Genomic DNA, 24,794 nt, shown 5'->3' with positions numbered 1-24,794 from the left:
TTGTTTTTATCTCCACAACATAATAATAGTGAGTGTTTATCTCACCCCCCCCCCTGCTTGCCGCCTTTTGATATAAGGCGGCTTTTTTATGAAGTGATCAGTTCAATGAGATTTCAACGTCCGAAACTAATGTGCTTGAACACGCTAAGGCATAGCCTTGTTCAATCTCTTGTGCGCTTAATGTTTCGGTGCTCAAACGCTCGACTATACCCACCTTCACTTTGCATTTGCACGATCCGCATATCCCACTTCGGCAAGCCGCAATCACTGGTACATTACCTTTCTCTAACGCATCGAGCAGTAAACTGCCCTTTTTCACGGTCACGGATGATGCAAACGCTGGCGTGCTGACTGTCACCTCCTGAGGCTCAATCTCGTCTTGATCTGAGCTCTCTTGTTTGTGGTGGCTCACTTCGCTTTCATACACTGATGGCGTAAAACTCTCTTCAAAGAAGTGTGCCATATCAAAATTCAGCCGTTGTAGGTAGCTTTTAACATCTTGCATAAAACCAACGGGACCGCACAGATACACACTGCGCTCGGCAATATCAGGGCACAATCGGACTAACCAAGCCTGAGTCAACCGCCCTTGTTGATGCGAGCTGCCCGTCGCCTCTTTGAGCAGAAGTTTTAAATGAAACTGCGGATAACATTGTGCCAGTTGTTGCAGCTCTGCGTAATAAATGGTGTCGGAAACACTTTTGGCGACATGAATAAAATCGATCTCAATGTCGCCTTGTCGCAGCCATTGTTGCGCCATAGCCATCACAGGGGTAACACCACAACCCGCACTGATCAGTGTCACTTTTCGTTTCGGCGCGCAATCTACACTGTTAAATGCACCCTGCGGTTGTAGCACCGAGACCGTATCGCCAACACTCAATGCATCGACAATATGGTTTGAAACCTTTCCGCCTACTACTCGTTTAACCGTAAAGCGCAGAAAGTTTTGCTGTGGTATTGAACTGATGGAGTAAGCACGAAACGCCACGCCTTCTGGTAATTCAAAGCCTAAAGTTGCAAATTGACCCGGTTTAAAATGAAAGGCGTTCTCTTCTTTCGAGGCCAGTTCAAAACTGACGCTTTCCTCAGTTTCTGCCCATTTTCGGCGGCAAGTTAGTTCAAGCACATCTTGGTAAGCCCAAGCTGACATACCCATCCCTCATATAATATAATACTTTTTTCAAATCATGCTTTATTCAAACATCTTAAGCGGCATTAGGCTCTGAACACGCAGAGCCTAATGCTGACGATTACGCAGCCAAAATTGTTTTTAAATCATTCTCAGCAGTAGTAATCCCACGCAGATCGAACTCTTGTTGCAAAATCTTCATCAAGTTTTCGGTGAGGAATGCTGGTGCGGTTGGGCCGGTATAAATTCCTTTCACACCCAATGCGAGTAGCGTCAGTAGGATAACGATCGCCTTTTGTTCAAACCAAGAAAGAACCAATGTCAGTGGGAGATCATTCACACCGCAATCAAACTCACTGGCCAGTGCGAGTGCCAGTTGAATCGCTGAATACGCATCGTTACATTGGCCAACATCTAATAGACGCGGTATGCCATTGATGTCACCAAACTGATTTTTATTGAAGCGGAATTTGCCACACGCCAACGTTAAAATGAGGCTATCTTCCGGCACTTGCGCCGTGAAATCAGTGTAGTAACTGCGTTCAGATTTATCACTATCACAACCTCCCACAAGGAAGAAGTGTTTGATGTGGCCTTGTTTGACTTGTTCAATCACGGCTGGCGCGGCCGCCATCAATGCATTACGACCAAAACCAACCGTAATATGTTGCTCTATTTCATCGTGTTTAAAACCGGGCTGGGCTAACGCGCACTCGATCACTTCACTGAAATCGTCACCTTCAACGTGTGCCACACCCGGCCAGCCGACAGTACTGCGGGTAAATAGGCGGTCGGCATACTGCCCCACATTCGGGTTGAGCAAGCAGTTTGATGTCATCACGATTGCACCGGGGAAGTTAGCAAATTCTTTTTGCTGATTTTGCCAAGCACTACCATAGTTGCCCACAAGGTGCGGATATTTCTTTAGCTGCGGGTAAGCGTGAGCAGGCAACATCTCACCATTGGTATAGACATTAATGCCTTTGCCCTGAGTCTGTTGCAGAATTTTTTCCAGATCATGCAAGTCATGGCCTGAAACCAAGATGCACTTACCCGCTACCGTTTTCACATTGACGCTCGTAGGTTCAGGGTGACCAAAGGTTTCGGTTTCACCCATATCTAACATCTCCATAATGCGGTAATTGACCATACCAATTTGCATTGCCGTATCGAGTAACGCTTGTAGGTCAGTTGGATCAGTGCCAAGCCAAGCCATAATTTGGTGGTATTCAGCGTACACGGCTTGATCACTTTGGCCTAAAACGCGAGCGTGTTCTAAGTAAGCCGCCGCACCCTTTAACCCATATAAACAAAGCAAACGCAAGCCAATCAAATCTTCATGCAAGCTTTCACGCCCACGGTTAACGGCTGCTATCGGTGCAAAGGCCAACAGCGCCTCTTTGGTCTGTGGTAATTCAAATTTGGCAGCAGCAGAGAGCTCAGGCAATTCAAATCCGACTAATACCGCAGCAGCTCTCACGTTCTCTTCCAAACGCTGGCGGTACTGCGTGGAATCTTGAACGAGTTCAAGGATACGTTCAGGATCGAAATTGACATTGGTTAACGTGGCAAAGAAGGCTCTGGGAGCCCATTGGTCAATTTCTTGATCGATCACACCACACGCTCGACCTAAATTGGCCCAAAAAGAGACGCCCTGTAATGAATACACTAGTACATCTTGTAAGTCTGAAACTTCAGCCGTTTTACCGCACATGCCTTGAGAGTAGGCACAACCTTTTGCCACAGGGGTTTGAATGGTTTGTTCACATTGAATACAGAACATTATTTTAGCTCCAGTTATTTGAGGCGTGTCGATCACGCTTATTATCCGAAGCCTTTAGGGCATAATACATGCCAACATATAACCACTTGTTTTTAAAAAGAATAAATAAAAAACCACACAACGATAATGTCAATTTGACTACCAAAAAGATAACGAACAAAGACACCAAAATGTCAAAATGACTCAAGTTTGAACTGTCTGCCAGCGTCCCAATATTGTGGAAGGTCCATGCAACTCCAAAAAAATGGAGACGCAACATTCATGTTGGATTCATCTTGGCTGCGTTAACCTAGCTTCAATTCAGAAAGAGGTACAGATTATGAATAGATTTATTGTGACTACATTTGCGCTGGTTGTAGGGTTTTTCGCGTTGATGCTGAGTTTGCTGCTCGCAATCCCTCTCGCTATTGCGGCGATCATCACTGGCAAACGTATAGAAAAGCAGCTCAAGCGCCACACCTTTACACCAAAAAGCGGCTACGTTATTGAAGGTGAATATGAAGAAAAAACTCAAGCACACTATCGATGAACAACTCTATTCGCGCTCTTTCATTGGCACGGCAAAACTCATTAGAAGCGGGAGGCATTTCCTCCCACTTTTTTGGTATTAGCTAAAGAGTCATGACGACGCGGATGGCAAGCGCAATCAGTACTACGCCCGACAAACGGTCAATCAATACGGCACGCGCGCGCAGTTTATCGAGTAATATTGGGCTAGAAAGAATTAAGGTGATGAACGTATACCAAAGCCCGTCCACTAAAAATGGTGTTAACACAATAATGGCTTTGCTGCTCAGTTCGTTGCCGATGGCGACAAATTGACTGAATAACGCGATGAAAAATAACGCAATTTTAGGACTAAGCAGAGAAATCAATAATCCCTCTTTAGCCGACTGCCACACACTGACCGTCTCACCCGATTCTAATTTAGCCGCCACGCCCCCTTTGGAACGTAATGCATTGATACCCAAATAGGCCAAATACAACGCGCCTGCATAGCCTACTGTCTTAAACAGTAAGGGGGATTGATGCAGTACAACCGCTAAGCCAATTAAGGTAATGAAGGCATAGACACCAATACCAAATGCGTGCGCCCACGCCGTTGCAAACCCATTTTTACGCCCACCAGCGAGGCTGTGTTTGGCCACCATAGCTAGGCTTGGCCCTGGCGACATCGCGCCTAAAATACAAATGGTAAATAGTGATAACCAAACGGTGAATGTCATGGATTTCTCGCTGTTGTTTCGGTGATTTAAGGTAATGACGATAACGAAATGACTCGCATAACGCTACCTGAATGTGGCGCTGCCCAAACGGCCTGATCTTGCAGGTTAGCCGTTGCACCCAATGGGCATAGGCAAACTGAGATAGATGCATATTATTTCGCTTCAGCGTATGCTAACCGCCAGAACGATATTTGGTAACGGAAGCCGTGAATAAGTTAAAACAAGAGATCACCTTGCTGTCTGGTATTGGACAACTTTCCACCACTTTAATGGGAACAGGGTTATTTATGATCCCAGCGATTGCCGCTGGTATTGCAGGTGAGCTCTCACTGTGGGCATGGCTACTGCTGTTTGTGGCGATTTGCCCGGTTGCACTGACGTTTGCCGCTCTGGGTAAGCGTTACCCTAACGCCGGCGGAACCGCCTACTTTGTCCGCCAAGCTTTTAACGCTAAGTTGGAACACTCGGTTGCTTGGCTTTTTGTCAGCGTGATCCCTGTCGGCGTTCCGGCCGCTGTCGCATTGGCGGCAGGCTTTGCTCAACAACTCCTCCCTGCGCCACTGAACTCGGCGATGATGGCGCAAGTATTAACCGTACTGTTGCTGATTGCGGTCAATTTGGCGGGCACCAAATCTTCCGGGCAGTTACAAACCGTTATTGCGCTGAGCATTTTCGTATTAGTTGGTGCTTTTTTCTGGATAGGCAATGTTGGTGCTGCAGATTTAACCATGCCCGCACTCAGCACGGACAGTATTTGGCCGATTGGCGCCGCACTCGGAGTGATGTTCTGGTGTTTCGTCGGGATTGAAGCGTTCGCTCATATGGGAGAAGAGTTTAAAAACCCACAGCGCGATTTTCCAATCGCGATCATTGTCGGCTGCTTTGTGGCTGGAATCACCTATTGGGCATGCTCGGTGGTCATCCTTAAATTTGGTGCGTATGGCAGCGCAGAATTTGATAGCACCTCCATTCCTTGGCTTAGCGAACAAATTTTTGGTAGCAGTTTGGCAACGGTGATAAGCCTTATCGGCTTTTTTGCATGCTTTGCGAGCATCAATTTATACACGCAAAGCTTATCTCGCATGGTGTGGGCACAAGCAAGGCAATATCGACCAGAAAGCGCAATCGCCAGAATTTCAATCCGCGGCGTCCCAGCCAATGCAACCATTGCTGTTGGAGTTGTATTAATGGCTTCTTGCCTGCTTGGTGAATGGTCTGGTCTTAATCTGGAATTTTTCCTAAAACTTGCGAATGGAATCTTTGTCTTAGTTTATCTGTTAGCGATGTTCGCCGCTTATAAATTGCTCAGTGGCATCAACAAACTGTTGGCGGCGATTTCGTTGATCCTCTGCACTGCGGTATTTATCTGCTTAGGCTGGTCAATGCTGTATGCTCTGACTATCTTCATTTTGCTCTCTTTACCTTGGCAACGTTTGGCAAGAAAAAGTCAGCCGAAGCAAGAGCTTTAACTTATCGCTTACCTTGCGGTATTGCCGTGCCCACTTAAGTGGGCATCATTCTGCAAATAAAAAATTTTGCCGAAATAAAAGGCTCTCAGTATAGAGAGCCTAAAAAATAGCAAGGAGAGGATATTAAATTTAAGTGCGGATGTGCTTAATCGCGCTATTTAACTCATCGACATTACGTTGCAAATCAACAACGACAGGCCCGAGTTGATTGATGGCAACGTTCATATCACCCGAAAGGGCTTTAATGTTACTGAGATTGCTGGAAATTTCGTCGCTCACAGCCAATTGCTCTTCTGTCGCAGCCGATATCGACGTATTCAATTTATGGATCTCAATCGCCGATCCTTGGATGGTACCAAGCGCTTCGTTCGCCACCGACATATTAGAGCGCGTTGACTGCATTTTATCAGCACTCACCCGGATCGTTTTGGTCGATTGTTCTGCTTTCTCTTGCAGCATCGAAATCATGCTCTCGATCTCACCCGTCGATTGTTGAGTTCGTTGGGCAAGTGAGCGTACTTCATCCGCTACCACCGCAAAACCGCGACCTTGCTCACCCGCACGAGCAGCCTCTATCGCCGCGTTCAACGCCAGTAGGTTGGTTTGTTCAGCAATCGCTTTAATCACATCAAGCACATTACCAACGTTATTAGACTCATTCGCAAGTTGCTGGATGATCTCGGATGTTTTGGTAAATTCACCCTCTAATTCACCGAATTCATGGGTCGTTTTATCAAAGACCTGTTTACTGGTACTGGCTTCTTTTTCCGCGCTGCCCGCATACTCTTCTGCCATGGTGGTGCTTTCCGCCACGCTAGAGAGCGCCGATGTCATCTCTTCCATCGCCGTCGCCGCCATTTCAAGTTCTTGATTTTGCTGATTCGCCACTTTGACGTTTTGTTTGGTGACATCGCTTATCGTTTCAGAGATGGCCGAAATGGTGTGGTTTACCTGGTTTATTTTGCTAATGGTTGTGGCATAACTACCAAGCACCTTATTAATGGTGCCGCCGATTATACTCAGTTCGTTGTGACTGTTATCGTCAACTCGCAAAGTCAAATCAGAATTTTTGTCTACTTGTTGTAGCAATTTAGCCATGGTATCAATCGGCTTCACTACTTTTCGGTTAACAATGGCATACCCAATAATGGCAATAACAAAAACGCTAATTAAGGAGATATTACCAATCAATACCGTACTTTTTACTTTCTGCGCCGCATCCATGAATTGTTTATTGGTTCGATTTTCTAATTCAATAAAGAACTTATCGATCGGAGCCATGATTTTGGCTTTCTCTTGATGGTATTCATTACTGTGTAAGAGAGAAATCGCCATATTACGGTCTGGCTCTTTTCTAACGGTGTAGTTGCCATTGCTATCAGGGTAAAGCCCCTTAACAGCATTCATCGCTTTGACTTCCATGTTCACTAAGCCATCGGAATTAGCTTGAGCTTCTTTGAGCAAACTAAACTCTTGCGGAGTAAAACCAAGATCCGTCATCATTTGGTTGAGAGAGATATTTTTACCGTCTGCTTTAGGTTTTTGTCCATATTGCAGCACAAGGTCCCAATATATCGTGTGGTAGTTCTGCGGGCGAGGTTTCTTACCATTACGAATATCAAGAATATCCATGTACATTTTTTCATACTTTTCATCGCCACTGACCACATAAGTTCGGCCCAACCGAGTTAGATCATCAGAGCTTTGACGAAGCTCATCGGCCGCTTGGTAAGATTGATAACGAACTTGAGCCATATTATCAACTTGTTGCATCAGCCCATTGAGCTGTAATACCGTCACAACACTAATGACAATACCAATACCGATGACAGCAAACACGAGCTTCATGGTGTTGTTGATATTCATAAAAGTATCCTTCTTCATTTATCAACGAAATTATTTCTGTTTATTCATTATTATTGCTTTTAGCATAGGATGAGAATGGCCAAAATGTCGAATTTTACGCCACAATTATTGCGTCAACTTTAAGTACTATCATGCTTCAACTTATTTTTCAGTCGGTACTGGCAACTGAGCCAATACCTCTTTAGCCGCTTCAAAATCAAAATCTTCAATCGCATGCATCAAACTTTTCCTTTGCTCGTCAGACCATAAATTGCATTGTTTAATTTGGTGGATCATATGAATCGCATCAGCATCGTAGTTTTCAACACATTGCACTAATTGTTGGTAGAGCAACGCAATATCACGGTGCTCTTGCTGCGGATGTAATTGTGTCTGCTCCCAATCCCTTAGCTCATCCAACAAAGTAGACATCAACTTTGATACCGTGTTGAGATCTTGAATGGCGGGTTTCGTATGTCGCTGCACTACCCCTTCCATCTCGTTGGCTAGCTGCGCAATAGGCTCAATCCCTAGATTAGCCGCTGAACCTTTTAGGGTGTGCATCACTCGCTCTGCCTCTTCCCACTGCCCCTTATCAATCAATTTGGGGAATGCGGCTATTTCTTGCTGCTGGCTGGCAAGGAAGTGATCCAATATTTCAAAGTATCGCTGCGCATTGCCACCAATTCGGAAAATCGCTTGCTCCACATCAATACCCGTCAATTCTGGGTAGCCAGTGCTCGGTTTCACTTGATTCGGTAATACCGTTGAGGGTACTGGCGTGGTTTCATCCGCCTTTAAATATTTGCGTAGTACGTGGTACAAGCGCTGTACATCAATTGGTTTCGCCACATGATCATTCATACCTGCATTTAAACAATGCTCGACATCTGAAGACATCGCATTGGCGGTCATTGCAACAATTGGTAGCGTTTTCCACTCCTCATGCTGGCGGATCTCTTTCGTCGCACTGATACCATCCATAATGGGCATCTGCATATCCATCAGCACTAAATCAAAAGCTTCTTGCTGCAATTTCGTCAAAGCTTCTTGTCCATTATTAGCAAGGACAATGCTCAATTGAGTACTTTCTAACAGGCCGAAAGCCACCTCTTGGTTCACTTCGTTATCTTCTACCAAAAGCACTTTTTGCCCAATAAATGTTGGCCTTGTATCATGATCAAGATACTCATGGCTCTGCCTTAATTGCTCGATGCCGTAGCTGTCCATAATGGCGTCAAGGAGATTTGATGGGTTCACAGGTTTCACAATCAAGGCATCGACTAATTTACTGTTTTCTCCCACCAAGGAGATTTCTCGGCCGTAAGCCGTGACGAGGAATCGTTTGGTGTTATCAAAAACACCCAATGGTTTCATTCTCTGCAGCAACTCTATGCCATTCATACCCGGCATATTCCAATCAATAAACAGCATATCAAAATGCGTATTGCGAATTTCATCGAGCGCCTCAAAACCGTTACTGACTGACTTCGCTTCAAAATGCATCGCATTGAGCAATGTCATTAAAATATTGCGCGCCGAGTCATTATCATCGACTACCAACGCACGTTTGCCTGCTAGAGCGCTGAGTGGCTTAGCGATATCGCGCATTTTGGCTTCTTGCAGCCCACACTCAACCGTGAATTCAAAGGTGGATCCTGACCCTTCTTCACTGCGAACTTGAATGTCGCCACCCATCAATCCGACTAACTGTTTACTGATACTAAGCCCCAAGCCCGTGCCTCCATATTGGCGAGTAATGCTATTATCAGCTTGAGAAAATGCAGAGAATAGAGTGGCTACATTAGATTCAGCAATGCCAATACCTGTATCAGAAACGGTAAACTTCAAGGTCACGTTGGCGTCGTTTTGCCCCACGACTCGCGCCGAAACGATGATCTCCCCTTGTTCGGTAAATTTCACCGCATTGCCACATAAGTTAACGAGAACTTGCCCCAAACGCAGCGGGTCGCCCACCAAGCCCACTGGAATATGTGGGTCGATATCTAATAAAAACTCGATGTTTTTCTCTTGGGCTTTTAGCGAAATTAAGGTGGTGAGGTTATCCAATACCTCATCAAGGCTAAAATCAATGTGCTCAACATTCAGCTTGCCCGCCTCTATTTTGGAAAAATCCAAAATGTCGTTAATGATGCCAAGTAAGTTTTTCGCCGATTCATTAATCCGTGAAATGTATTTTTGTTGCGTAGGATTGAGCTCGGTATTGAGCGCTAGATGGGCCATGCCCAAAATGGCATTCATTGGTGTACGGATCTCGTGGCTCATGTTCGCGAGGAAATCGCCTTTGGCTTGGCTCATGGCATCCGCGGTCTCTTTAGCTTCTCTTAATTGCTCTTCCATCTGCTTGCGATCGGTTAAATCAAGCAAAATTCCGACAATTCCAGAAACTTCACCACGATTATTTTGGAAAGAAGCTTCGTATACCAACATCTCTCTTTTGTGGTGCGAAGCGTCATAGAGAGACAATTCGTAATCTTGCGAAGACTGCTCCTCTCCAAGCCTTTTATGTACTTGGGCAAAAATGGTCGCCGTTTCATTTTGAAAGATATCTTGCGGCGATTTACCGATAATTTGCTCGGCCGACAGGCCAACTAAATCCATAAACTTAGCGTTAATGGTGAGATACGTACCCGAGGCCGACAAGCAATACATGGGGTTCGGCGTCGCATCGAGGATCTCTTGATTCAGTTGAGATTGTTCGAGTACTTTCTGCTCGGCTCGTCGCTGAATTTCAATGTTTTGGCTCAATTGAATACTGACCGATAAGTCATCCAACATTTGCGATAACCACTGAAATTGCAAACTCGACAACGACCCGATAGTACCCAGCTCTAGTAAAGCGACAGGATGCTGATTGACGTGCAGCGGCAAATAATACACTTCGTTAATGACTAACTTGCCACCGTTAAATTCAATGTGACAGTTGCCATCGAGTGCTTTCATCGCATAGGGCTGACCGCTGAGCAAGACGCTAAGCTGCGTCGATGATGGATCGGTGTATTCTCTGGCCGAATGCTCACCATAACCCACCCCAGCCACTCGTTTTAATACGCCCTCTTGATAGATGTACATGCCAACCATTTCCAAAGGAAATTGATGCAGTAAGAATTGCGTAACTTCATTACACAAACGGTCCGTAGAATCGTTTTTGCGCAGGATGATATTGAAATCTTTAAGTAAAGTATTTTGGCTAAGCTGCTCAGCGATATGATGAAACACCACATTCAAACTGTCGATAAAATGTTGCAGCTCTGCATAGGCGGTTTGAGTGATCGTAAAAGCGTAATCTTCCCGTTTGACTTGAGTCACAACCGTTTTGAGTAGCTGACTTAACGGATTGATGTAAAGACGCCACAGCAGAACAAAGGAGGCGATGATCACGCTGAGTAAGGTTAATACTAACGCCAAGTTTATCCATTCATAACGCAGCGCTTCGCTATCGGCACGTTGAATGTTTTGCTCCATGCGTTGCATGATCGATTGATGCGCAGAACCAATCGCCTGCATAATTTTCGCCTTTTCCGCGAAGTATTGGTCACCATAGAGAATAGCCCGAGCCAATTCCAAATCCGGCTCACCTGTGTCGACAAATTCGCCTTGGCTATTCTTTTTCCATCCTTTGATGGCCATGAAGGCTTCTCTTTCGAGTGACACCAGTGAATCAGACAAAGTAAGCGCATTTTTGAGCTCCAAAAACTCCACCGATTCAATGCCCGAAAGACGCATTCTATCGAGTAACGAAGGGTTGTCTGGTGCGCCACCCAGTGAACGGGCAAGTAGTTTGTTTTGTGCAACGACATCCCAAAATTCGTACTCATTCCCTTTCGGTAAAGGCACCGAACCATTTCTGACGCTCAGTACATAATTAAAAAGGTTGAGCCACTTTTCATCGCCCGTCGAAGCGTAGGCCCGGGCAAATTTGGTTAAGTGATCTGAGCTCTGCTTCAACTCTTGTGACAGACGATAGAAACGGTAAAGTTCGTCGTTCAGTTGTCGGCTCTCCGTTCTCAGAGCGGCTACTTTGTCTGTGATACTAAACATCGCAATGGAACATAATCCCATAGCAATAAATAAGACGGTGAATAAAGTTCGGATGGATCGCATGTGAAGCGCCTTCTTAATAATTTTCTCACTCTACTAACGCTGAGATTAGCTATAGTTATTGATAAGTTTAGACTTAAACCCAACCTTCGCCGCTCAATTGCTATTTTTTATTAGGAAAGACTCATGCCCATCGAAAACTTGGACAATTGTACCGTGTTAATCGTCGATGATTCGCCAGATAACCTTGCATTTATGTCACAGGGGTTGGCTAACCGATATCATGTCAAGGCCGCTAAATCAGGCCCGATGGCGCTCAGTATCTTAGACAAGTTTTCTATTGACCTAGTGTTGCTCGATATTGTTATGCCGGAAATGTCAGGTTTTGAAGTCATACAAAAGATCATGGCAAACCCTAACACCCAAGACATCCCTGTGATTTTTCTGACCGCAAAAGATAACCCTGAAGATCAAAAACTAGGCTTTGAGTTAGGTGCGGTTGACTATGTATACAAACCCGTAAGCGTACCGTTGCTAAGAGCCAGAGTAGATACTCACCTGCAAAACAAGATCTCAAAAGACATACTGAAGAACCAAAATGGCTACTTGGAAAAAGAGGTGATCAAACGTTCAAATGAATTGGATAAAATGCAAGACGCGGTCGTGTATGCTCTCGCCAGTCTCGCTGAAACCAGAGACCCAGATACTGGTAACCATATCCTGCGAACACAACATTACGTCAAAGCGTTAGCCGAGCAACTGGCTAAGCTGCCAAAATATCAACAAAAGCTAACGCCGAATGTTATTAATACCTACTTTAAAGCTGCCCCTTTACACGATATTGGTAAAGTGGGCATCGCCGACAACATACTATTAAAACCAGGAAAACTGGACAGTGATGAGTTTGAGATCATGAAAGGCCATGCCAGCTTAGGTCTACGTGCGCTAGAAAAAGCGGAAAAGATGTCAGGCGCGAAAAATGACCTTATCGATATGGCGAAAGAGATCGCCTATGGACACCATGAGAAATGGGATGGTTCTGGCTATCCTCAGGGCTTACGAGGTGATGCTATCCCTCTCAGTGCACGCTTAATGGCTGTTGCTGATGTATATGATGCACTGATTTGCCGGCGTATCTATAAAGAAGCAATGCCTCATGACAATGCAAAAACCATTCTTTTAGAAGGAAAAGGACGCCACTTTGACCCAGAAGTCATTGATGCTTTCTTGGCGATAGAAGAACGTTTTATCTCAATTGCACATGAATACGCCGACGATTGATATCTTGGTAAGCAACGTATTATTAAACAAAAAGATAAGCGTATGAAGGTAACCTTTCGCCCCGCAAGTGACAGCGATTATCAATTTGCTTTTGATCTAAAAAAAGTCGCAGAAATGGATGGTATTACGGCGATATTTGGCTGGGATGAAGAGTTGCAACAAGTACTGCATCGCCAAGAATGGCACTCTGGTCTACCAACCATCATCTGCGCCGATGGCCAACCAATAGGCACTTATTTACTGCAGAGCAAGCATGAAAATCTCTATTTCTCGCGCTTTTTTATTCTGCCAGATTTTCAAAATAGAGGGGTGGGTAGCCAAGTGTTACAACTGGTCGTCAACCAAGCTAATCTGACTCAATACCCATGTAAGCTCTGTTATTTGCAAGGTAGCCCCGTCGGTGCTTTGTATCAGCGATTTGGGTTTACGCACTACCAAATGGACGATGAGTTTTCTCATATGCATTTCATTCCAACCCCCAAAGGCCAATAGCTAAGTACCCTTTGTGCTATCTTAAATTAGGGTTGGCGATCGGCAAATAGCCTACGCGGCGAGAAAATAAGCTTCATCATTAACGCCAGCCCCCCTGTAGCACAACAAAATAGTTACATTTGTTTATTCATATTGATTACTTATTGAATAAAATACGTGAGCAACCTCTGATTAATGTCGTTTCATTTATAGGCTAAATGGTTGTGTGAACAAGGTTTCATCTTTTTTTAACGTTACGTTAGACAATATTTTCATTAACACCTTTGGATAGGAAACAGATATGTTGTATTTGGAATTTTTATTCCTGCTATTAATGCTCTATATAGGCTCACGCTACGGTGGTATTGGCCTTGGTGTGGTTTCTGGTATTGGCTTGGTCATTGAAGTTTTTGTCTTCAAAATGCCACCCACATCACCACCGATCACCGTCATGTTGATCATTCTTGCCGTTGTCACCTGTGCTTCAATACTCGAAGCGGCTGGCGGATTGAAATACATGCTGCAAGTGGCAGAACGTTTACTGCGTAAGAACCCGAAAAATGTCACTTTAATTGCACCGTTCGTCACTTACGCAATGACGTTTATGCTGGGTACTGGCCATGCGGTGTATTCCATCATGCCGATCATTGGCGATGTGGCATTGAAAAATGGGATCCGTCCTGAACGTCCAATGGCTGCGTCTTCTGTTGCTTCGCAAATCGCGATTACCGCTTCCCCAATCTCAGCGGCCGTTGTCTACTACCTTGCTCAATTGTCGAATATTCAACACGAGATCACCTTGCTCTCTATTTTGCTGGTCACTGTACCTGCGACCTTATTCGGTACGCTGTTGATGTCTTTGTACAGCTTGCGCCGCGGGAAAGAACTAGATGATGATCCTGAGTATCAAGAACGTCTGCAAGATCCGGTGTGGAAAGAGAAAATCCTAAACACAACCGCGACAACGCTGAATGAAACGTTACCCGCGGCAGCGCGTAATTCTGTGTTGATTTTCATTGGTGCGATATTAACCATAGTCGTGCTAGCGATGGTGCCAGAAACACGCACTATTGTTGAAGGCAGTAAACCGATCAGTATGGCGGTGGTTATCCAGATGATGATGCTCTGCTTTGGCGGTATCATTTTACTGGCAACCAAAACCGACCCACGTGATGTACCAAACGGCGTGGTATTCAAATCGGGTATGGTGGCGGCGATTGCGATCTTCGGTATTGCTTGGATGTCGGATACCTATTTCCAATATGCGATGCCGCAGTTTAAATCAGGCATTGTTGAAATGGTTACCGACCATCACTGGACCTTCGCGCTTGCACTATTCATTGTTTCTGTTGTGGTGAACTCACAAGCCGCAGTAGCGGTGATGATGTTACCTGTAGGCCTCGGGCTAGGTTTAGAACCTGCGCTACTGGTGGGCTTAATGCCTGCATTGTACGGCTACTTTTTTATTCCGAACTATCCGTCAGACATTGCGACGGTCAACTTTGATACCACAGGCACCACCAAAATCGGTAAGTACTACTTCAACCACTCGTTCATGTCCGTCGGTTTAATTGGCGTCGTAAGTGCGTGCTGTTTAGGTTATGTGCTGAGCCAAATCGTCATTGGTTAACCCACTATAAAACACACCCCAGACTGATCAGTGCGGGGGTGTGTTTACTGCTAAATATGTGTTTGCTGCTAAATAAAAGTGCACCCAACTGAGCCTGAAGCCGTTGGGTGCACTTTTTCTTTATTTAACTGCCCTTTTCTTTATTTAAACGTCATGCTTGATAATGTTGTTGTCCAATAAGAAACCAACAATGTCAATCGACGCCATGCCATCAAAATTGAATTGGCTGGCAAGATCTTGCACCACAATGGTTTGATGTACGTTATTGTCTGTTATGATATCCAATTCCACATCCGTCGTGTTGGCTATTACTTTCGCTTCTATCTGGTTAGAAGCCTGTAATGAAGCGAGCAGTTGATCCATGGGCAAATGTAAATCGGCCACAACATCAGTGAGATCTATCACATCACCTTCACCAGCGTTGAAATCAGTGATAGTGTCGGTTTGCTCATCAACAGTATCGGGCGTCCATTTAAATATGTCAGCGCCACTTCCCCCGGTTAAGATGTCGACACCAAGCCCGCCAATCAAGGTATCATTTCCGCCACCACCCACTAAGGAGTCATCACCATCGCCACCTTCAAGGTGATCATGACCACTGCCTCCTAGCAACTGCGCTCCAACATTACCGGCGAGCAATTGCGCATCATCCCCGTTCGTTGATTGATCAATCGTGCTACCGTCAGGCAATACTTCAATCGCAATATCAATTGATGCAGAGGCTGCACGGCTACCATCCGTTTCTGTTGAGATAGCCGCTACCGACAGAGTGTGTTGCCCTAAATCGAGCCCGCTAACCTGTAATCCGTCGATAGCATCAGCGGAAACAATCCACACTCCGTTTTGCTCAGTCACGCTGCCCGAGCTACTGGAAAGCGTTGCGCCACTTGGCAGACTGTCGATCTCCAATGACAACACTTCATGGCTATCCGTTAATGCCGCGATTAACCCCAGCAATGCAATACCTTGAGCGCTGATACTTTGGCTAACATACGTCTGCTTCATATAATTAAAGCTCGGATCAAGGGTTAATATCGGCGTATTGGCTTTGGGCGTCACCGCAATACTGACGGTTTCTGTCTCTTCTAACGCCATACCAGAAACATTGTCGGCATAAACACCACCATCATTGGCCTTAATTGTCAGATCAATATGGTCACTGCCAATCGCGGTGGCATCAACAAAAACACCACTGGCGGGATCGCTGCTATTGAGTAGTGCGTTGATATCCGATAACGTGCCTTGTAGGACAAGTTCTCCAGCCAAATTGGTGCTCTGCGTGACAGAACTTAACGCGGGAATCACGGCACTGAGCAAACCTTCGCTCACGCTCAAAGTTACCGTCATGATGTCGTTGGTATGTGATCCAGCGTAATCAACATCACTCACACTCAAGCCGGTAACTTTTTGCCCCGCCTCTTCATCAATCGTTGTGGTGACCGTAGCAGTATCAATGGTGGGCGCATCATTGACCGCCTGAACATCAACTGAAACAGTAAACTCACGCGCAGGTCCCAAATGTTCAGTACCGTCCAGCCCTGTATCAACCGACTGTACTTTAATCGTCAGATCTCCCGCCCAAGTGTCCTTATGCCAATCACCAGAATTAAAAATCAGTTTATCTAAGCTTTGCGCATCGGCATTCAACAGCCATACGCCACCACCGATGTAAGTCCCCAGCGTGCCATCAGGCAATGCAATACTTGCTCCATCTGGCACCCCGGAAACTTCAATTCGCAACGTTTCTGGCGAGTTTTCACTATGGTTAGCACCGGCTGCAATCGAATCGGCTTTATCGATAATTTGCGCGTTGATATCAATTTCAATGTCAACGCCTTCATCGCCAGCGCCGTTAGTCACTGGTTCAGCATCCACCACATCCCCAACGGGCGTAATATCCAATCTAAAGCTGCCGTTATGCTCTACAGGCACACCAAGCAAGGATTCTTGGGTAAAGACCTTGATGCCGATTTCCACTTCGCCACTAAAGTTCTTCGCCGGTTTCATCGCAATATCGGATAAATTGATCGAGGTTTGTGCTGGATTGTTAATCTGAATGCTCCACTCACCACCACCATTATTTTTCACGGTATAGTCAGAAGAGAGAGAACTCACGACAAAATCCGTCGGCACCCCAGTAAGCTTGATCGACACAAATACCTCAGAGCCATCTGTATCGGTCAGATCAACGGTAAATTCAGAACCCGGTTTAGAAAGGACAATCCACTCATCTTCCAATCCATGCACTTCAATATCACTGCTGCCACCACTGGAAATAATGACGTCGTCTACCACTGGCGTCACATCAAAACTTACTTGTGTGGTAAATGGCTTATCAGCATCAGTATTAGCCACACCCAACGCATTGGCATTGGTATCATCAAATTGCGTGATATCGGTCACTTTCCCCGCCACAGTAATGTTGACGGTATTATCATCATCGCCAGTCGGATAATTGGGTGCGGGTTTGAAATAAACATTGTCTAATGCCGCAGGTAGCTGAGACTGACTAAAAGTGATACTGGTACCGAGATCATGGCCTTGCGCATCAACAAAGGTTCCGATATTGGTTCCTTGCAGGGTTAAGGTGACTTCGCTCAGCACCTCTTGCCCTTCCGTGGCGCTATTGCGAATATCAGCAAGGTCAATGTCGAGCGAAAGATGAATAATACCATCTTCATACCCTATGCCGTCATTGGTCGGAACGTCGGACGAGCTTGAAGTCGGCTGATGATTTGCATCTAACCCAAGCGAACCTTCCACAGTCAATGTCGCTTTAGGGTTAATGTTATCATCTTGCGGTTGATGCGTTCCGGGAACATCGGCCACCGGAGAAACTGCCACCGGGATTTGCGTACTGAGGGTTTTTTCGTCACCAGAAGCCGTGTCTGTCGTCACAAAAGTGATCGGCAAATTAAAGTCGCCAGCGTAATCTTCGGGCAGATGCAGATGCAGATTTTCTAACCCTGAAATCGAGCCATCGGTATTCACGGTACCTTTGTACACATATAAGCCATCAACGAAATCAAAATGACCACCAGATAAACTTGCGCCAACTGGCAATACACTTTGCGCGATGACAATACTGAGCTCATCTTCTACACCATCAAAACCTGAGGCACTCACCATCAATTTATCTTGGATTTGCTGACCTAAATTAATGGCGTTATCTTCGATGCCTAATACAATATCATCCGCATTGCCAGCTAAAGTAATGTCAGCCGCTACCGTGTTGTTGCCCGTCGCAGTGAGCGGAAATTGCAAGGTGATCTCTGATTGCACTTGTCGAACCACTTTGGCTTCAGAGCTATCTTCCCCTTGGTCATACACTTGGGCAAAAATGGTCACAGTGATGTCGTTATAACCATCACCATCAGGATCGTTACCACTACTCAATGTCAGGCCATTCGGTGCTTTTACACTGAAATTCTGCTCATCAACAATGGTCCATGAACCATCCCCATTATTAATTGCACCAGTAATCAGTAGTTGATCAAGTACCTGTGGCGTAATATTGCTAAAACGCACCACCAGTTGGTCGACCACTTCTAATGATTGGTAACCTTCTGTCGATTGAGTGTCTGCATTATCAAAGCGTATAACGTTCGCATCAGGCTCGCCGCCGGCCGCATCATTAATAGTAAAATAGATCGCACCAGAGGCATCTGCGACAGCTTTATTTGTGACTACGCCGTTTTCTTCAACACGCAGTTGTCCATCAGCCTCAACTATCGGCCTTACCGTGATATCAACAGAGCCGTGAATGACTTTCGAAGCAATACCTTCACCAGAATTGATTGCATCGACGTATTCGTTGTCTTGCTCTTTAACCACAATCTCAGTGCTCAAGGTAAAATCAGTACTGGAGTGTTCTGGTGGCTGAACTTGAACGTAACCAGTTGTCAGCACTTGCGCTGAGAAATCTTGATCGCTCTGTCCCAGTGCGGGGGTCAAAATGAGCTTGCCGTCGCTGTCTAAGGCCGTGACAACACCATCGACGTAAATAGTACTACCAGCAGGGAAGCCAGAAAGTGTAACAGAGGCAAAATATTCATCAGCATCAAGATGTTGTTCCTCTTCTGGCTGCCAATGAATATTAATGCGGCTGTCCTCGTTACCAAGCGAGTGTGATTGATAGTTGTCAACAACATCAATCACCGGTACCACTTTAATGCGAATTTCCGACTCAATTTGACGCGTATGTCCATCATTTTCAGTAACGATGGTGGTCATTTTGATGTTGATGTTTTCGGTCGATGAATGAGATGGCTCAACTCGAATACCTGAATCAACCTGCGCTGAAGTTAGATTCGCCTGATAAATAGGTTGTTGCGCAGTATCGTAACCAACAAATACCAAGTTAATCACGCTACCAACACTATCATACAGTTTGACACCATCTGGAATGTTCGACAGCAAAACGGTGATCGACTCAGAGCTGTCCGCTGGATTATCCGCAAGCTCACCGGATAACACACTAAAGCCAAAGCCAACGGATTGATTTTCATCAATCGTCGTTTCAATCACTTGCAGACCATTTTCACTAAATTCATTCCAAGTGTTAGTACTGTTTGAGTGAAAATCAATGGTTGGAATATCTGCTACGCCCTTAACTGAAACATTAACCGTCTTAACACCTAACGATATTTCATCTGCCACCGCACCCGTAGAAAGATTGACCACATCTTTAATAATCCCTTCAACAGAGAAGGTAAAATCAGCGTTACTATGCAACGGGGGTAGCACTTCAACTTGGTCAAGATATTGTTCAGGAACTTCATAATAAGTATGACCATTGGCATCGGTTATTTGTGATATTTCGCTGGCTCCGGCTCCCAACCAAATCAGTGTGACACCTGTTTCTGAAAAATCAGAAAGACGCACATAGAGTGTTTCTGAACCATCAGAATCAACGGATCCCGCCATCGTAATGACTTCACTTAATAACAAGGGATCGTGATCTGTGGTGGGGTCAACGGTATTTTGCGTAGCGGCATTATCTTCAAAAACATTGATTCGATTGACAGAGAAGCTACCCATATCGGCAACAGGGCTAACATCTATCACGATTTCTTTCGTTTCTGATCGGGCGCTCTCTTTACCAACGTGAGCGTTATTTTGCTCGGTCGTGATCGCTGTAATATCAAGTTTGATCTGACCACTGAAATTATCATTGGGGTCAACTTGTACTTGGTTAATGTTACTCGCGCTAACAAGATAATAGTGACCTGAAGCATCCGAGCTCATTACAACCGGCGTACCATCGGCATAAACTAGCTGCGCCTCACCTTCACCTTGAGTAAAACGGATCTCATACAGGATTGTTTCGGGGGTGCTGTTATCTTGTGTCTGCGCTAAAACATCGAGAGTAATATTGTCACTATCCTCTACTGCATCATAATGAAATTGGCTGCTTGAGTTCCAAGTCGCAATATCGGCAACACTTTCCACCTCAATGCGCAATTTCCCGTTCACATTATGATCATGCAGGCCATTATTCAAAACCTGCACAGTAATATTGAGTTGGAAGCCACCGTTAGCGCTGGCATAGTGACGGTCAGGCACAAAATACAAGTTTTCAATCTTAGCAACACTGCCTGTTAAGCTTTGCTCCACCGCATCTGCGGGCAAAACAAATCGTCCACTGACTAGCTCTAATTTGACATAAACATCCGAACTATTGAGATAGTAAAAATCGCCATGCGCGTTGCTGGCCGTGATTTTTACATCACCAATCGATTCATTGCGATCCAAATCATAAAGATTGATCTGCAAATCCACTTTAAGCGGTGAAGTATTTAAGCCGGATTGGTTATCTTGGCTATTAGTGATTTGATTGGGGTCGTTAAACAAAATAGTGACACCATCGCGTCCAGCGTCTTCAGCGCCAATAACATTAGCAACTGTGATAGTGGCATTTCTATCAAGAATATTGATGTTCAACTGTTCGGTTGAGACATCGCCATCAAAGTCTTGCGCAGTGACATCGACAGTAAATGAAATGGTCGGATCATCACCATGTTCAAGGCTAGCAACTGGTTTAAATGTCGCGTTACCGTTAGGCGTAATCGTCAGTGTGCCTAAATCACGCTCAACACCATTTTTTATTTCGACAACCGTGACCGTTTTTGTGACGCCGTTAAGTTCAATTTCATTAGCTAAGCTTGCACCATTGCCATCCCTAAATTGAATATCACGACCCGCTTCATCAACGGCCACAAATTTAGTGATAACGGCGTGATCAGCCCCTTGAGTATCCGGTGAGGTATTGTTGTCTTGGCTAAATAAATTGACTGTTTTTATCGCCGTATTTTCAACACTAGTGATGCTTTTATCATGCAAAGTTGGAATATCATCAACAATCGATATTGGCAAACTCACTGAGGCTGAAACATCGCCATCTCTATCAGTTGCAGTAATCGGAAGATCTAAAATAAAGAGATTTTCGCCAGCAGCAGTAGGGTGGTCGATGGCTTTAAGCAGTTCAAATTGGTAACTATCGGCCGAGCCATTTAACGTGAGACGAAAAACCACGTCCATCGTATTCTTAATCACCGCCTCATAAACAGTGACACCATTACTGCTTGAAATTTGGATGATCTCTATCTCTTGACCACCAGACGTTAAATTCTCGACAGGCGTGGTGAGATCAGACACTTGATAACTGACAATACCATCGGCCCCGTCAATCACATCAAAGTGCCCAGCAATAACGGTGCTGTCTGAACGATCAGAACCGATCGTGGCTAAGTCATCTTCATCCACGCTCTGTTCGCTACCAGTGCGAATGCCGACAATCGTTGGCTTGTCATCCACAATAGTGACAGGCAGTAGAATGTCAGAGGCGTCGCCATCATAGTCCGTCGCCACCACTTTGAAATTCACCAGTCGCTCATCGCTGCCTGCGGCGTGATCAATCGGACCTTGCAAAGTAAAACGGTAACTGCCATCCGCATTGAGCACTAAGCTAAACACCGCATTGCCACTGGGTGTGGTGCTAGCTTGGTAGTGGTAGTTACCATTGGCATCGATTGTCGCCGCGCCCAAGATCACCGCTTCGCCTTGCGAGGTTAAGCCCGCAAGCGGGTTACTGCTAGTATCCAACTGATAGCTCACCACCTTATCGGCGCTTTGAGTGGTAAACATTCCCTCAGCGAACAGCGGCTCTTTGCTACTGTCTGAGCCTGACGTTAAATCGTCTTCGTCAACGCTGAGCGCTTGCACGCCGCTGATGATTGGCTGATCATCATGGATGGTGACGGGCAGCAGAATGTTGGCGCTGTCGCCATCATAATCGGTTGTCACTACCTTGAAATTTACCAACAGCTCATCGCTCCCCTGCGAATGGTCAATCGGACCTTGCAGGGTAAAACGATAGCTACCATCCGCATTGAGCACCAAACTAAACACCGCATTGCCGCTCGGTGCAGCGCTAGCTTGGTAGTGGTAGTTGCCGTCGGCATCGATTGTCGCCGCGCCCAAACTCACCGCTTCACCTTGCGAAGTTAGGCCTGCAAGCGGGTTACTGCTGGTATCCAACTGATAGCTCACCACCTTATCCGCGCTTTGAGTAGTAAAAACTCCCTCTGCAAACAACGGCTCTTTGCTGCTGTCTGAGCCTGACGCTAAATCGTCTTCGTCAACGCTGAGCGCTTGCACGCTCGCGATGATTGGCTGATCATCATGAATGGTGACAGGCAGCAGAATGTTGGCGCTGTCGCCATCATAGTCAGTTGCAACCACCTTGAAATTCACCAGTAGCTCATCGCTCCCCTGCGCATGGTCAATTGGCCCTTGTAAGGTAAAACGATAACTGCCATCTGCGTTAAGCACTAAGCTAAATACCGTCTGACCGCTTGGGGTAGTACTTGCTTGATAGAGGTAGTTACCGTTGGCGTCAACTGTCGCCGCGCCTAATACCACACTTTCACCTTGCGAGGTTAACCCAGCGATGGGGTTGATGCTGGTATCAAGCTGATAACTCACTACCGTATCGGCCCCTTGAGTGGTGGTGAAATAGCCTTCGGCGAACAACGGCTCTTTGCTACTGTCTGAGCCTGACGCTAAATCGTCTTCGTCAACGCTGAGCGCATCCACACCAATGATTTCAGGTTTATCGTCAATAATGTTGATTGGTAAACGCACACTTTCAGAGCTATCACCATCATAATCGGTTGCCAATACCGAAAGGTTGAGTAATAACTCATCACTATTGACTGGATGATCCAGCGCGCCTTGTAACGTAAACTGGTAACGACCGTCTGGGTTTAATATCAACTCAAAAATAGGCTGGCCATTGGCGCTCGCCTGATAGGTATAAACCCCGTTCAATGACGAGGAAGAGGCCAATTGCACCGCGACACCAGCCGAGGTTAACCCCGCCAACGGATTAGCACTTAAATCCAACTGATAACTTTCAATTTGATCAGAACCCAATTGAGTATCAAACTGTCCTGAAACGGTAATCGTCTGTGAAGCACTGGCATCCGAACCGATATTTACCAAATTATCCTCATAAACGGACGTCGACGGTTCATCGGATATAACAGGGTTATTACCATCACCAATACTGATTGCGATAGAAATCGGCGAGCGAATAGGATTTCCACCCACATCAGAACCGGTTACATCGAATTGAATCGCAATTTGATCATTAGCAAAAGAAACTAAGCCACCTCCCACGGAGGGAACATGGTCAATCGGTTGACTAATGGTCGTCACTATCTCTAAGTTGATGTCTTTACCGACAGACGTCGCCACTAAATCAATCCGTAGCACTTCACTGCCGTCAAGTTCACCGACAATATGGTTAGCCGTAGCATCGTAACGAAAGCTTACTGATCGCCCAGCCGAAGTAATATCGCTATTCAGCTCTGACAATAGCGCAACTAATGAAAGGGATTCAGGGACAAAAGAGGCGGCATCCAGTGGCAGATCTCCCGCCGCAATTAAAACATTTGCCGTCACTGATTGTGGATACGAATTTAGTGAGAGCGAACCTTCAACTAATGCCGCTGATAATGATTCACCCCCAGCGGTAAAACGCAACGGACTCAAATTCGTTTCAGTCAATGATTGCTGAGCATCACGCCCTGCAGTTTCGAAAAACGTACTCGCCAATACTTCTGCAAAATTGTAATCAATGGTGATGAACCCAGCATTTGCAGAGCCTTCACCACCGGCTCCGGCGGCGGTTGCTTCAAGTATTTGGGTCGGGTCTTGGCCATCTAAAATGGCTTGTTGGATAGCGGCAATATTATCTGCGTCAAAACTCACCTCGTCTAATAAGCTCAGATCAGCGTTGATCTCGCCTTCAATCGGAAATTGAACTAAGTCAACTGAGCTCTCAGAATCTGGTGACGCATTGCTAAAACAAGTAATACAATTCTGATCGACTACGGTAGCTTGGCCATTAAACAGTATCGTCACCGACGAATGATTCACTGTGATTAAGATTTCATCTTTATTTAATTGATCACCCGCGCTTACTTTACGCGCATTACCTTTGGCATCTGCTGCGATAACATCACCAACCACTTCTTGTACTAACGCAGGTTGAACAACCACATGTAAATCCATAGAGCCCCCAGATACTTCTTTAGCAAATCGATTCAGAAAACGAGCAATAGACAACTGTTATTTTAGTCGCAATTGATTATGCAAATTTATATTTATGTAAATTACATCACTGAGCATAATTGTGCGTTAAAGCATCACTAGCGTCAAAACAGAGTCTGGCTAGCGAAACGCCACATAAGAAAACCTATCGGCTTGTATATTAAGAAAAATATGAAATTAGAGACGTTTAGCAAAGAGATTGACAAGCAGATTACTGCACATCATCTCATTTTTGAGACAGTTACTTAGGTTACGTTTAGGGATTAATTACTTATAG

The 24,794-nt window shown here is 45.5% G+C and carries 11 protein-coding genes; 5 read left to right on the top strand and 6 right to left on the bottom strand.

The window, feature by feature from the left end; genetic code table 11:
* Positions 1 to 97 precede the first annotated feature (97 nt).
* Positions 98 to 1,153 (bottom strand): hybrid-cluster NAD(P)-dependent oxidoreductase, encoded by a 1,056-nt coding sequence (locus AACV20_RS12585; protein ID WP_170907392.1) that lies wholly within the window; start codon positions 1,151 to 1,153, stop codon positions 98 to 100.
* A gap of 100 nt (positions 1,154 to 1,253) precedes the next feature.
* Positions 1,254 to 2,915, bottom strand: coding sequence for a hydroxylamine reductase (hcp, locus tag AACV20_RS12580; RefSeq protein WP_170907391.1), 1,662 nt, complete (start codon positions 2,913 to 2,915; stop codon positions 1,254 to 1,256).
* Positions 2,916 to 3,234: 319 nt separating this feature from the next.
* On the opposite strand from hcp, the gene AACV20_RS12575 reads away from it, so the two are divergent.
* Positions 3,235 to 3,444 carry a hypothetical protein gene (locus AACV20_RS12575; RefSeq protein ID WP_094124503.1) on the top strand — a complete coding sequence of 70 codons (210 nt, stop codon included), beginning with the start codon at positions 3,235 to 3,237 and terminating at the stop codon, positions 3,442 to 3,444.
* Between the two features lie 82 nt (positions 3,445 to 3,526).
* Here AACV20_RS12575 and AACV20_RS12570 read toward each other — a convergent pair whose 3' ends face one another.
* The gene (locus AACV20_RS12570; RefSeq protein ID WP_013868407.1) at positions 3,527 to 4,141 is read right to left on the bottom strand and encodes a LysE family translocator; all 615 of its coding nucleotides are present in this window, start codon (positions 4,139 to 4,141) and stop codon (positions 3,527 to 3,529) included.
* A 191-nt stretch (positions 4,142 to 4,332) separates the two neighbouring features.
* Here AACV20_RS12570 and yjeH point away from each other — a divergent pair, with 191 nt between their 5' ends.
* Positions 4,333 to 5,610, top strand: coding sequence for an L-methionine/branched-chain amino acid transporter (gene yjeH, locus AACV20_RS12565; RefSeq protein ID WP_170907390.1), 1,278 nt, complete (start codon positions 4,333 to 4,335; stop codon positions 5,608 to 5,610).
* 129 nt (positions 5,611 to 5,739) lie between these two features.
* Here the strand turns inward: yjeH and AACV20_RS12560 are convergent, their stop codons facing one another.
* Both AACV20_RS12560 and AACV20_RS12555 read right to left on the bottom strand, forming a co-directional pair.
* A complete protein-coding gene (locus AACV20_RS12560) occupies positions 5,740 to 7,476 on the bottom strand; it encodes a methyl-accepting chemotaxis protein (protein WP_170907389.1) in 1,737 nt (578 codons plus the stop codon).
* Positions 7,477 to 7,617: 141 nt separating this feature from the next.
* Positions 7,618 to 11,580, bottom strand: coding sequence for a hybrid sensor histidine kinase/response regulator (locus AACV20_RS12555; protein WP_170907388.1), 3,963 nt, complete (start codon positions 11,578 to 11,580; stop codon positions 7,618 to 7,620).
* 123 nt (positions 11,581 to 11,703) lie between these two features.
* Here AACV20_RS12555 and AACV20_RS12550 point away from each other — a divergent pair, with 123 nt between their 5' ends.
* From AACV20_RS12550 to AACV20_RS12540, 3 genes are all read left to right on the top strand, one after another.
* A complete protein-coding gene (locus AACV20_RS12550) occupies positions 11,704 to 12,798 on the top strand; it encodes a response regulator (RefSeq protein WP_017045068.1) in 1,095 nt (364 codons plus the stop codon).
* 42 nt (positions 12,799 to 12,840) lie between these two features.
* A complete protein-coding gene (locus tag AACV20_RS12545; protein ID WP_010318425.1) occupies positions 12,841 to 13,290 on the top strand; it encodes a GNAT family N-acetyltransferase in 450 nt (149 codons plus the stop codon).
* Positions 13,291 to 13,570: 280 nt separating this feature from the next.
* Positions 13,571 to 14,899 carry an anaerobic C4-dicarboxylate transporter gene (locus tag AACV20_RS12540; protein ID WP_019282634.1) on the top strand — a complete coding sequence of 443 codons (1,329 nt, stop codon included), beginning with the start codon at positions 13,571 to 13,573 and terminating at the stop codon, positions 14,897 to 14,899.
* A 144-nt stretch (positions 14,900 to 15,043) separates the two neighbouring features.
* Here the strand turns inward: AACV20_RS12540 and AACV20_RS12535 are convergent, their stop codons facing one another.
* Positions 15,044 to 24,478 carry a retention module-containing protein gene (locus tag AACV20_RS12535; protein ID WP_170907387.1) on the bottom strand — a complete coding sequence of 3,145 codons (9,435 nt, stop codon included), beginning with the start codon at positions 24,476 to 24,478 and terminating at the stop codon, positions 15,044 to 15,046.
* Positions 24,479 to 24,794: the final 316 nt, after the last annotated feature.

Origin of the sequence: Vibrio sp. B4-6 (assembly GCF_963888245.1) — a bacterium.
In the GTDB taxonomy this organism is placed as follows: domain Bacteria; phylum Pseudomonadota; class Gammaproteobacteria; order Enterobacterales; family Vibrionaceae; genus Vibrio; species Vibrio anguillarum.
Note: the sequence above shows the minus strand (reverse complement) of the source record. Positions and strands in the feature narration are given on the sequence as shown.